Below are 11,909 nucleotides of genomic sequence, written 5' to 3' on the forward strand. Positions count from 1 at the left end.
ATGGCAAAACCCAGCTTCCGCCGTTTATGGTCGAACTACCCGCGCGGCTCACCCGAAAATGTGCTCCGCGGCATTGGCTGGGATGATCTGATCGGCAATCCGAACTACGAAAATACCTGCGCGATCCGCATGAGCATCTGCCTTGCCGCGTCGGGCCAGCCGGTAAGAAGCAGCCAGGGGATGAAGGTGCTTTCCGGCCCCCTGAAAGGTCTGCCGATCGAGGTTCGCCAGGATACCATTTCACGCTACCTCGAACAGCATTGGGGGCCGCCGCTGAAGGTGGCTGCCAGGGAGGCGGAACAGCGGATCAACGGCCGCGACGGCGTGGCCAGTTTCTTCGGAATTTCCGGCTATAATGTCGGCGGACGCGACGGGGGACATATCGACCTGATCGACGGCACCGTCAGCGAACATGGCCTGTTTGGCTATGTCTGGTCGCGCTCGATCCAATATAGCTATGGCTCGCACGGCTATATGGATCGTGCGGCGTCGGTCTGGTTCTGGGAAATGCCACGATGAAACCGCTCAGACTTGCCCTTGCGCTGTTCAGTCTGGCGGTGGTGTCCTGCGACGACAGCGGCACGGCCAGGACCACCGCGAACAGCTGCACGCTTGATCCCGCCACGTCGCCGGACGGCACAGCGGTGCTGGCGGGTGACTGCGCGCGCGATGCGAAGGCGGTGGCGGCCGCGATCACGCGCGGAGCGGATGCGCTCAGGTCCGCCGGGGAGATCGCACTCGGGCGTACGCCATTCGGTCCGGTCGGGGTGTTCGATCGCTGTACCGTCATGGCCCGCCTTGCCGATGATCCGCGCTGGACCGCATCGATCGACAGCAACACTGCCGGTGCGCCGCTACGCGACGCACTACGGGCCGATATATTGGCCCCGTCCGTGTCCGCCGCGCTTGCCAAGGCGGGGCGCACGCTCCGCGGCGTAAGCCTGGAAAAGATTCTGCTGGTCGACGCGCCTGCGAAGGATTGCGCGAAGAGCCCCGCCAGAACACCGGTCGAGGCGCAAATCTGGCTGGGACTGCAATAGGCGTTATTCACCGCCCCTCACGCAACGGTCGCCCCGTCCCTGCAATCCATAGCTGCCGAAAACGGCCTCACAGAATCACCTGCCGCCAAACCAGGCACTGCCGGGAGATCCGGTCAGTCCTGGCTGGAGGCTCATCGCTGCCGGCTAGCGCTTCGGTCCAACCGACGGTCGACCGACCCTACTCCCGCACCCGCCGCAGGATCACATACAGCGCGCCGGCCCCGCCGTGCCGCGGATGGGCGTTGCGGACCGATGCGATCCGTGCGGCGTGGGACGATCCCATCAGCCAGTCGCCGATCACCGCGCGGATCGCGCCGCGCCCCGGCCGGTCCATCGCGTTGCCGCGCACCTTGGGCGGCTTGCCCGTCACCAGCAACATCAGCCGCGCCCCGTCCGCCAGCGCGCGCTGCAACCCTGTCTCCAGCACGCCGTGCGCCTGCACCAGAGTATAGCCGTGCAGGTCGATCGTGACGTCCGGGCTCGCCAGCCCGCGTCGCAGCCGCCGGTCCCACCCGCCGTCCAGCGTCTCGCCCGGCACCGCTGGCGGTCGCGGCGCGGGCGGGCGCGGCGGCACAGCGGCCACCATCCGGACGGGCATGCGCTTGACCGGCTTGGAAAAAACCGGCGCGGATGGCGCAACGTCCATCATCACCGGTTCCGCTGCAGGTGCGGTCGGCACCAGCGGGCGCACATCGGCGGTCACCCGCCGCCACAGCGCCTGTTCGTCAGGGCCGAGCCGCCGCCGCACCGCCCGCCTCACCGTTCACCGCCCCACCGCTCAGGCGCGCCGCGGTGCCGATCGGCAGCAGCAGCCACGCCTGCCCCCGCGCCGACATGCCGCCCGCCACAGTCCGCGCCTCTGCGCCGGACCCCCAATATGTGTCGAACCGGTTTGCGCCCTTGATCGCGCCGCCGGTGTCCTGCGCCACCCACAGGCCGCTCGCCTCGCCATGGTCCATGGCCAGGAACAGCGGCGCACCCAGCGGCGTGAACGCCGGGTCGGCCGCCACGGTCGTGCGGCCCATCACTGGATATCCCATCGCACCCAGCGGCCCCGCACCGCCCAGTTCGCGGAAGAACACGAAGCTCTTGTTCGCATTCATGATCGCGGTCCCGCCGTCCGGTTCCTGTCGCAACCGCGCGATAATTCCCTGCATCGACGTCGACTGGCCGGTCGCGAACAGGCCGCGATCCTTCATATATTTGCCGATGCCGGTATAGTCGCGGCCGTTCTGGGTGGCGTAGCCGACCCGCATGATGCCCCCATCCGGCAACCGCAGCAGGCCCGATCCTTGCACCTGCAGGAAGAACATCTCGATCGGGTCCTTCGCCCACGCGACCACCGGCGCGCGGTCGCCCAGCCCCCCGGCGACGATCGCGGCCCGATCCGGGTACAGCCCCAGCGTGCCGTCCTTGACCTGTCCACGGATCTTGCGGCCTTTCAAGTCCGCCGCAAACTGCCCCAGGTCCACATCAACCAGATCGGCGGGCCGGCCATAGATCGGCACGGCATAACCCGGCTGGCGGGTCCGGGACCCGGCAATCTCCGGCTCATAATATCCCGTCGCGAACGCCTGGCCACTGCCGATCGTGACCGGCTCCAGATAACGCGCGAAGAACCCCAGCGCATCCGATCGTCCCCAGCCGGCCGCCGCCGTACAGGCCGGCGTCCAGTCCGCCGGGCGGGTCAGCCCGCTGCGATCGGTCCGCCGCACCAGCGACGGGCAACTGATCCGAAACGCCGCCAGCGCCGCCTGCGCCTCCGCCTCCGTCGCGCCCAGCGCGGCAAAGGCCGGCCCGGCGCGCACCCCGGCCCCGGCGGCATTCACCGCGTCCGGTGCCAGATAGGGCGGCGTCACCGGCGGCGTGACGGCACGTGGGATCACCCGTCTGGGTCCCGGCGTCAAACTGGTAGGCGCGGGCAGCCGCTCCGATTCGACACTTGGTGCAACCTTGGACGGAGCGGGAGCGCTTTCCACGCTTCCCGCCTGCGGTCCGGCGCACCCCGCCATCGCCAGCGCGACGCCGGCAACCGCGATAGACCGGCGGATCACGCCGCTTCGTCTGTTTCGATCAGAATCCAGTTCGGGTCGTTGGCACGCACGTTGCGTGCAAACGTCCAGACATCGTGCGTGGCGACCGCATCGCTGACCGACCCGGCGATGACAACGCCATCGGCATCGCGCGTTACCGCGGCGATATCCGCGTCGAACCGCACCACGATCGTTGCGGTCTGGCCGTCCATCCGCACCGCGTCGATCATCGCGCGCTCGATCGAGACCAGCCGGTTGTCCAGCACATGCCCCGCCGCGCGGCGATCCGCGATCGCCTCGACGAAGGCCGCCCGCACATCCTCGTCGACCAGCCGCGCCAGCGCGTCCTCGTCCCCGGCCCAATAGGCTTCCAGGATCATGCGATAGGCGGACTGCGCACCTTCCAGGAACCGCCCGGCATCGAACTGCGGATCCGCCGCCACCAGCGTCCGCAGGCCGTCGCGCGCATGTGGTTCGATCACCGGTTCAGTGCCGGCTTCCGGTTTGGCATCCCCCGTCGTCCGCGGCAACGCGGCGGCAGCCGGCTTGGTCTCGACCGCCTTCACGATCGGCTGCTCGTGCCCGGTCCGTTTGCCCAGCACGCTGTACAGCCGCAACCCGACGAAGAAGAAGACCAATGCCAGAATGATGATCGTTTCCACCGAGCCTCCGAACGCCCTGCCGGACACGCATTTCGCGTCCTGGGCAAGATATAGGCGCACAACGCCGATCTTCCAAATCCGCGGGCGGTTTTGGCGGGGCGTTCGGACAGGTCAGCCCTTGTGGGTGTCGATCCGGGCCTGCAACGCCGCCACCTGCTCCTTCAGCGCCGATATCTCCTCGTCGACCGCCGCCGTGCCGGCCGGCACCGGATCGCCCGGTGCGCCCACGCCTCCCGGCGTCAGCGGCGGCTTGAAGGCGCTGGCCGCCACTTCGAACATCTCCAGGTTGCGCTTGGCGATCTCCGCGAACGGGCCACCCGAAAACGCGCCCTCCATCGCGGACCGGAACTGCAACTGGTTGCGCTTGAAAGCATCCATCGACGCTTCCAGATATTGCGGCACCATCGATTGCATGTTGTCGCCGTACAACCCGATCAGCTGGCGCAGGAAACCGACCGGCAGCATCGTCTGGCCGCGGGTCTCCTCCTCCATGATGATCTGGGTCAGCACGTTGTGCGTGATATCCTCTTCGGACTTGGCGTCTATCACCTTGAACTCGCGTCCGGCGCGGGTCATCACCGCCAGATGTTCCAGCGTGATATAGCTGGAGGAGTCGGTGTCATAGAGTCGCCGATTGGCGTATTTCTTGATGATGACGACGCCCGAACCACCCGACGACTTGCCCATGCCCGTTCCCTTCGCCCCCGAAAACCCATCGGTAGCACCGATGGATGCGGCGTCGCAACACAGGCCCCGCCCCCTGCCGCTGTTCCTCGAAATGGTGCGTCGCGAAACGGCCGGCGCACCCGATCGGCTCGCCGCCGCGCTGGCCGGACTGCGGCGCTACCAGCAGGCGCCACGCCTCGTTCCGCCGCCGCCCGCGCCCGTGGTGGCGCGTGCCGGCCGCGCCGTCCTGCGCGATTTCGGCGTGCCGACTGCCGCATCGGCCGCCGCACCGGCCGTGCTGTTCGTGCCCTCGCTCATCAACCCCCCGTCGGTGCTGGACCTTGCGCCGGATCGCTCGCTGCTCCGCTGGCTGGCGACGCAGGGCCTCCGCCCCCTGATCGTCGATTGGGGCACGCCGACCCCCGCCGACGCTGGACAGGATGTCGCCGCGCATGTCGAACAGATGCTGCTGCCGCTGCTCGACGGTCTGGACGGTCTGGGTCGCCCGCCCGCGCTGGTCGGCTACTGCCTGGGCGGCACGATGGCGATCGCCGCCGCCGCGGTGCGCCCGGTGGCGGCGCTCGCGCTGATCGCCGCTCCCTGGTCCTTCGCCGGTTTCCCGGACTCCGCACGCGCCGACATCGCCGGGCTATGGGCGGATGCCGCCCCCGCCGCCGCCCGGCTCGGCCTGTTGCCGATGGAGGTGCTGCAAGCCGCCTTCTGGTCGCTCGATCCGGTCCGCACGGTCGCCCGATTCGAAGATTTCGCGACCCGCGCCGATATCGCGGCGCATGTCGGGCTGGAGGATTGGGCCAATGACGGCCCCCCGATCGCGCTCGCCGCCGGGCGGGAGCTGTTCGAGGAGTTCTTCGCCGCCGATCGTCCCGGTCGCGGCGCATGGACCGTCGCGGGCCGATCGATCGATGCGACCCGCCTCGCCTGTCCCGTCCTCGACATCCTCTCGACCACCGATCGGATCGTCCCGGCCGCCTCCGCGCTTTCCGGCACGCTGAATCGGCCCGGCACGCTGCATCATGCGACGCGGCTGTCGCTCGATCTCGGCCATGTCGGCATGGTCGTCGGCCGGCACGGTCCGGACCGGCTCTGGCGGCCGTTGCGCGACTGGCTTTTACACACCGCCGCCGGCTGATAGACGGTGGACCCAAGAATCCGAATGGAGAGAGCCATGCCCGATATCGTGATCACCGCTGCCCGCCGCACTGCCGTCGGCAGTTTCCTTGGCGCGTTCGCCACGGTCCCCGCGCACGAACTCGGCCGCACCGCGATCCAGGCGGCGCTCGCCTCCGCCGGCGTCGCGCCGGACGAGGTGTCGGAGGTGATCCTCGGCCAAGTCCTCACCGCCGCGCAGGGCCAGAACCCTGCCCGCCAGGCATCGATGGCCGCGGGCTGTCCGAAGGAAGTGCCCGCCTGGGGCGTCAACCAGGTCTGCGGCTCGGGCCTGCGCGCGGTGGCGCTCGCGGCGCAGGCAATCGCCTGCGGTGACAGCCGCATCGTCGTCGCGGGCGGCCAGGAAAGCATGTCGCTCGCCAACCACGCGCAGGCGCTGCGTGCCGGCACCAAGATGGGCGCGGTCGAACTGGTCGACACCATGATAAAGGACGGTCTGACCGACGCGTTCAACCACTATCACATGGGCATCACCGCGGAGAATCTGGCCGAGCAGTATCAGTTGGGCCGCGAGGAGCAGGACCGGTTCGCCGTCCGCTCGCAGAACCTGGCCGAAGCCGCCCGCAGTGCCGGCCGTTTCGCAGACGAGATCGCGCCCGTCACGATCAAGGGCCGCAAGGGCGATACCGTCGTCGACCAGGACGAATATATCCGCGCCGGTGCCACGATCGAGGGCATTGCCGGCCTGCGCCCCGCCTTCCGCAAGGACGGTACCGTCACCGCCGCCAACGCCTCCGGCCTGAACGACGGTGCCGCCGCCCTCGTCCTGATGTCGCGCGAGGAAGCCGAACGGCGCGGCGCGCCGATCCTCGCGCGCGTCGCCAGCTGGGCATCGGCCGGGGTCGATCCGTCGATCATGGGTATCGGCCCCGTCCCGGCCACGCGCCGCGCGCTGGAAAAGGCGGGCTGGCAGGTTGGCGACCTCGACCTGATCGAAGCCAACGAGGCGTTCGCGGCACAGGCGCTGGCGGTCGGCCGCGAACTCGGTTGGGATCCGGAACGCGTCAACGTCAACGGCGGCGCGATCGCGCTCGGCCACCCGATCGGCGCTTCCGGCGCCCGCGTCCTCACCACCCTCCTCCATGAAATGGGCCGCCGCGACGCCCGGAAGGGCCTTGCCACGCTCTGCATCGGCGGCGGCATGGGCATCGCGGTGTGCGTGGAACGCTGACGCCGCTACTGACGCGCAGCGGCGACCCCGCTGCGCGTCAGTTGATCCGTCGGACGCGGATGGCACGTTGCCCGCCGACATTGGCCAGGAAACTGCCCACCAGCCCCTTGCGAATGCGGATGGTGTCGTTGGGCCTGGGCGGAACGGCGAGCGGCTCGTCGTCGTTCTGTACCCAGCGGGCCTGATCCTCGAGCAGGAAGGACCACCGGCCGTTCGCGGTCTGCGACGCCTGGACGATCCGCGTTTCCAGCGTCTGGAACTCCGCCTCTTCGGCCGCGCTGGCGCCTCGTGAGAAGATGTCCAGTTTCGGCAGGGTCAGCCCGAACAGCGAACGCCGCGCCTTCACCACGTCGCCCCGGTTCATCAGCACGACCTCCCGGCGTCCGAGCGACGCCTGCAACCCATCGAACGCCTTGTCGTAACAGGTCGCGCGAGTCGCGACGTCCGGGACCGCCCGGCATTTCTCCATCTCCCGGATTGCGGGCGCGGTCGCGACCGGATCCGCCGCATTTACCGGACCGCCGGCCACCCCGAACGCCACGGCAATCCCCACGATCTGCAAGCGTCTCATTCGCAATCCCCCTCTTCCGGCTGCGGCCACACTGAACGAAGACCGGCCGGGGCGGTAGTGTTGCGAAAGCAACACAGGATAACGTCAAAAATCTTACAGCGGGGCACTACCCTTTACAGAAGCTGAATTGCTTGCCCATTCTCGGATATGGGAAAGATCGGCAGGCACCTGGAAAAAAGGGCTGCCCCGTATCCGACTCCTGTTCAAAAGGGGTGTTTTCGCAGTGACTTCTAACTCTCGAAATCTTGCCGTGCGCAGCGGCACCGCCACGATCGCGCTGGCATTCGCCATGATGTCCTCGGCCGCCTACAGTCAGGCGACCCCGCCCGACGTGCAGGCCGCTGCCGGTCGCTCAACCGCCACGACGCCGGGCGGCGACTGCGACCCGAGCACGGGCGCCAACTGCGCCCCCGCCGGTCAGGTCACTGCCGGCGATGACTCGATCATCGTCACCGGGTCGCGCATCCAGTCGCCGCTCGCCACCTCCGTATCGCCGGTCCAGGTGATCGGCGCACAGGCGATCCAGCAGGCAGGCGTCACAAACGTCCAGGAAATCCTGCTCGAAAATCCTGCCTTCGGTTCCCCGACGCTGGCGCGTACCAACACAGCGTTCCTGACGTCGGGCACGGGTGCCGCCACCGTCGACCTGCGCAACCTCGGGACGGATCGTACGCTCGTCCTCATCAACGGCCGTCGCGTCGTCGCGGGTCTGCCCGGTTCGGCAACCGTCGATCTCAACATGATCCCCGCGCAGTTCCTGCAGCGTGTCGATATCCTGACCGGCGGCGCTTCGTCGCTCTATGGGTCGGACGCGGTCGCCGGCGTCGTGAACATGATCTACAAGGATAATTTCGAAGGGCTCGACGCCAACGCGCAGTACAACATTACCCAGCGCGGCGACACGCCGGGTTACCAGGCCAACATCACTGCCGGCGGCAACTTTGCCGAAGACCGTGGCAACATCATGGTCCACTTCGGCTACACCCGCGAAGGGCAGCTGCTCTCCAGCCAGCGCAGCAACACGCGCCTGGACGACACCGATCGTTTCTCGCTGACCGGCGATCCTGCCGACTTCGGCATTCCCAACGAAGGTACGCTTTCCGGCCTGCCACCGCAGGGCGTCTTCACCTCGGGCGGCTGCGCGTTCACGTTCAGCCCGACGAACCTGCTCGAACGCGGCTTCAGTGCCAACGGCGGCAACATCTCGGCGGCTTCGGCAAATGCATGCGGCGTTCCCGCCGGTACGGCGCTGCCGGCGCGCGGCTTCAACCGCCAGGCATTCCGGACCATCGCCGTTCCGGTCCGGCGCTACCTGCTGGCCACCCGCGCCAAGTACGACATCACCGACGACGTGAAGTTCTTTGCGGAGGGTACCTACAGCCGCACCAGCTCGGCGCGCCAGATCGAACCATTCGGTATCTCGACCTCGGGCACGACGGGCATCTACCCCGCCGGCGGCCTGATGCCGATCCAGACGCGCGTCCGCAACGCGGACGGCACCACCACGATTGTCAACAACCCCTTCGTCCCGGCCGGGATTTTCAACGCCTCGGTGGATGGCGACAATGACGGTCTTCGCGACATTGCCTTCAGCCGCCGCCTTACCGAATTTGGTCCGCGCAGTGGTTCGACCGATCGCGATACCTTCCGTATCGTGGCCGGCCTCGAAGGCGATTTCCTCGATGACAAGTTCCACTGGGACATGTCGTACAACTATGGTCGTACCAGCGAAGCGCAGGAAAGCAGCGGTCAGGTCAACATCCTGAACTTCCGCAATGCCCTCGCGGTCGTGCCGGCCGGAACCATTGCCGGAACGATCGGTCCGCAGTGCGCCGATGCGAACGCCCGGGCGAATGGCTGCGTCCCCGTCAACGTGTTCGGCAACGGCACGATCGACCCGGCTGCCGTAAACTTCATCCAGGCCGGCCAGACGCTGCGGACGCGCATCCAGCAGCAGGTCGTCCAGGCGAACGTTTCCGGCTCGCTGTTCGATCTGCCGGCAGGCCCGCTCGGCGTCGCGATCGGCGCGGAGTATCGCAAGGAAAAGAGCGCGGACAACAACGACTCGCTGACCAACCAGGGGCTGAACGGCGGCAACGCACTGCCCGACACGGCCGGGTCGTTCAACGTCAAGGAAGTGTATGGCGAAATCAACATTCCGCTAATCCATGACACCCCGTTCATTAAGCAGTTCAACCTGCGCGGTGCCGGTCGTATTTCCGACTATTCTACGGTCGGTACGGTCTACAGCTACTCGGCCGGTGCCGAATGGACGATCGTCGACGACCTCCGCCTGACCGGTACGTACGCACGGGCCGTCCGCGCACCGAACGTCGGTGAACTGTTCCAGGGTCCGGCGCAGACGTTCCCGACCGGCCTGGTCGATCCCTGCATCGGTGTCACGGCCACCAGCGCCGGCACGCTTGGCGAGATCTGCCGTGCTGCGGGCGGCGTGAATGCCAACATCGGCGCGAACGGCGCTTTTGCGGCGACACAGTCCGATCGTCAGGGGATCAGCGGCTTCAACCGCGGCAACCCCAACCTGGCCGAGGAAAAGTCGGACAGCTACACGATCGGCGCAATCCTCAACCCTCGGTCGATTGAAGCGCTGCGCAATCTTACGCTGCGTGTCGATTACTACAACATCAAGATCAACGATGCGATCGTCGGGGTCCCGCGCCAGTTCATCCTGAACAAATGCTATCAGGAAGGTGATCAGTCCTTCTGCCAGTTCATTCGTCGGCGGGCTCAGGCGACTGCGCTGAACAGTGCCGGCTCGCTGGAGTTCATCGATCAGGCGGCCGTCAACGGTGGCGCGTTGGCGTCGGAGGGTATCGACTTCACGGTGAACTACTCGCTGCCGCTCGCCGAGACGATCGGTCTCCCGGGGGCGGTCAACTTCCGCGGTACGTACACCCGCCTTCTGAAGGCCTACACGGTGCCGGTCCCCGGCGACCCGACGCGTGACAACTTCAAGAACGAAGTCGGTGCGGCGCGCGACCGGTTCACCACCAGTCTCGGCTACAGCAGCAACAAGGTCGACGTGAACTTCACCGGCACCTATTATGGCCGCTCGTACGAAGACGATCAGTTGCTTGCCGCCTATGACCTCGGCCCCAAGGACATCAGCGTTGCTCCCGAGTTCTATCTCGACGCGCAGGCGCGGTTCAAGGCGTCGGATCACTATGAACTGTATGTCGGTGTCGACAACATGCTCGACAACAACGCGCCCAACCTGTTGACCGGCACCTCGTTCAACAACACCGGTACGGACACCGCAGCTGGCGTCTACGACGTCTTCGGTCGCCGTTTCTATGCCGGCGCGCGCCTGCGCTTCTAGGGCGCAGCACGCTGACACGACTAGGGCGGCGGACATCATGTCCGCCGCCCTTTTTTATGCTGTACTTGATATCGGCTGATGTGCCTAGCGAGGTCCGATATCGGTCGCTGACCGGACTGATCCATCAGCACGGCGGGGATCGGTGTGGCGTCAAGCCTGACCAGGATGCTAAGGCAACGCACCATGCTAGCCAGGTAGAACCGCGTTGGAAAAGGCGCCGTACCATCAAGGCATCCGCGGCCGGACGCCAACGGCAATGTTCTGACTGGAACCGCCTCAGCAGCCCGATACTGGCGAGTTCGCCTCGTTCGCTACGCGTCTAACTCGCCCTGGCAATTACCCCCACAACATCGCCCGATAGCGCGCGAAACACCGCTCGCCACACCGCAGGCGCATCAATGCACCTTCCGCCATTGCGGTCGCGCGGCGCGGATCTTCGCTGACCAGTGGACGTACCGCCTCGCGGTTCCAGTCCGCGCTGTGCTTGATGTCCAGCACCGCATGCAGATCGAAGTAGCGCCGCTCGCGGTCGTTCAATCCGATGCGGCGCAGTCCCTGCGCGACCAGCCCGGAACGCGCAGGTGCCGTCAGTTCGATCGCGCCCAGAGCGCCCACACTATGCCACGCATAACGCCGGGTCGTCGCCATCGCGGTCATCGCATTGGCCAGGGCCAGACTTTCCCAGACCGTCGTCTCGATCACCGGGTTCACCGCCAGCGTTTCGACCAGCGCGTCCAACATCGGACCGTGCATGCCCTTGGCGTTGCCGCGGCCCATCTCGTCCCAATAATTGCGGGCCAGTTCCAGCTTGGCCTGCGCCGGCAGCTTCACCTGCGTGTGGGCGACCAGATCGTCGAACCCTGCTTCGCCCGCAGCCTCCTGTTCGAAGAACCACCGCAGTTCGTCGCGCGTCGCCGTCTCGGCCAGCCAGTCGAACAACGGATCATGCTGACCCGGACCGGTTGCTTCCAGTCCTTCGAACCAGGCGATGAAGCCTTCGACGTCGGTCGGCACCGCCGCCGCTTCCGCCATTACTTCGGCACGCAATTCCTCGATGAACCCGCCTTCCAGCCGCAGCATCCGCGTATCGCGGTCAAGCGTCGCCTGCCAGTCGCCGCCCGGCAGCGCGGGTTCCAGCCGCTCGCGGTTCCAGTGCGCCAGCCCGCGCTGGAAACTGTCGGTCAGAAATTGCGACGCGCGCGGTGCCGCGTCCACCAGTGATCTGGAGGCCATTTTCA

Annotated in this window: 11 protein-coding genes; 5 read left to right on the forward strand and 6 right to left on the reverse strand. The window is 67.0% G+C overall.

Annotated elements, in window-relative coordinates; genetic code table 11:
- Positions 1–519 (forward strand): T6SS effector amidase Tae4 family protein, encoded by a 519-nt coding sequence (locus BKY59_RS10065; RefSeq protein ID WP_076071146.1) that lies wholly within the window; start codon positions 1–3, stop codon positions 517–519.
- Complete coding sequence (locus BKY59_RS10070; RefSeq protein ID WP_076071147.1) at positions 516–1,040, forward strand: hypothetical protein; 525 nt, start codon at positions 516–518, stop codon at positions 1,038–1,040. The genes BKY59_RS10065 and BKY59_RS10070 overlap by 4 nt, the downstream gene beginning before the upstream one ends.
- A 178-nt stretch (positions 1,041–1,218) precedes the next feature.
- Here the strand turns inward: BKY59_RS10070 and BKY59_RS10075 are convergent, their stop codons facing one another.
- The 4 genes from BKY59_RS10075 to phaR form a co-directional block, all read right to left on the reverse strand.
- The gene (locus tag BKY59_RS10075) at positions 1,219–1,800 is read right to left on the reverse strand and encodes a Smr/MutS family protein (RefSeq protein WP_240500058.1); all 582 of its coding nucleotides are present in this window, start codon (positions 1,798–1,800) and stop codon (positions 1,219–1,221) included.
- On the reverse strand, positions 1,766–3,052 hold the full coding sequence (gene mltA / locus BKY59_RS10080; protein WP_076071287.1) for a murein transglycosylase A: 1,287 nt from the start codon (positions 3,050–3,052) through the stop codon (positions 1,766–1,768). The genes BKY59_RS10075 and mltA overlap by 35 nt, the downstream gene beginning before the upstream one ends.
- A 38-nt stretch (positions 3,053–3,090) precedes the next feature.
- A complete protein-coding gene (locus tag BKY59_RS10085) occupies positions 3,091–3,735 on the reverse strand; it encodes a Tim44/TimA family putative adaptor protein (RefSeq protein ID WP_076071150.1) in 645 nt (214 codons plus the stop codon).
- A 111-nt stretch (positions 3,736–3,846) separates the two neighbouring features.
- Entirely contained in the window at positions 3,847–4,422 is a 576-nt protein-coding gene (phaR, locus tag BKY59_RS10090; RefSeq protein ID WP_076071152.1) for a polyhydroxyalkanoate synthesis repressor PhaR, read from the reverse strand.
- Between phaR and BKY59_RS10095 the strand changes: the two genes are divergently transcribed.
- Positions 4,421–5,551, forward strand: a complete 1,131-nt coding sequence (locus BKY59_RS10095) for an alpha/beta hydrolase (protein ID WP_083672040.1) — start codon at positions 4,421–4,423, stop codon at positions 5,549–5,551. The genes phaR and BKY59_RS10095 overlap by 2 nt on opposite strands.
- A gap of 36 nt (positions 5,552–5,587) precedes the next feature.
- On the forward strand, positions 5,588–6,760 hold the full coding sequence (locus BKY59_RS10100; protein ID WP_076071156.1) for an acetyl-CoA C-acetyltransferase: 1,173 nt from the start codon (positions 5,588–5,590) through the stop codon (positions 6,758–6,760).
- A 37-nt stretch (positions 6,761–6,797) separates the two neighbouring features.
- On the opposite strand, the gene BKY59_RS10105 is transcribed toward BKY59_RS10100, so the two are convergent.
- Entirely contained in the window at positions 6,798–7,331 is a 534-nt protein-coding gene (locus BKY59_RS10105; RefSeq protein ID WP_076071158.1) for a hypothetical protein, read from the reverse strand.
- Positions 7,332–7,581: 250 nt separating this feature from the next.
- Here BKY59_RS10105 and BKY59_RS10110 point away from each other — a divergent pair, with 250 nt between their 5' ends.
- A complete protein-coding gene (locus tag BKY59_RS10110) occupies positions 7,582–10,671 on the forward strand; it encodes a TonB-dependent receptor plug domain-containing protein (RefSeq protein ID WP_076071159.1) in 3,090 nt (1,029 codons plus the stop codon).
- Between the two features lie 336 nt (positions 10,672–11,007).
- Here the strand turns inward: BKY59_RS10110 and BKY59_RS10115 are convergent, their stop codons facing one another.
- Entirely contained in the window at positions 11,008–11,904 is an 897-nt protein-coding gene (locus BKY59_RS10115; RefSeq protein WP_076071288.1) for an iron-containing redox enzyme family protein, read from the reverse strand.
- Positions 11,905–11,909: the final 5 nt, after the last annotated feature.

Origin of the sequence: Sphingomonas montana, from assembly GCF_001956315.1 — a bacterium.
GTDB classification, from domain to species: Bacteria; Pseudomonadota; Alphaproteobacteria; order Sphingomonadales; family Sphingomonadaceae; genus Sphingomonas_R; species Sphingomonas_R montana.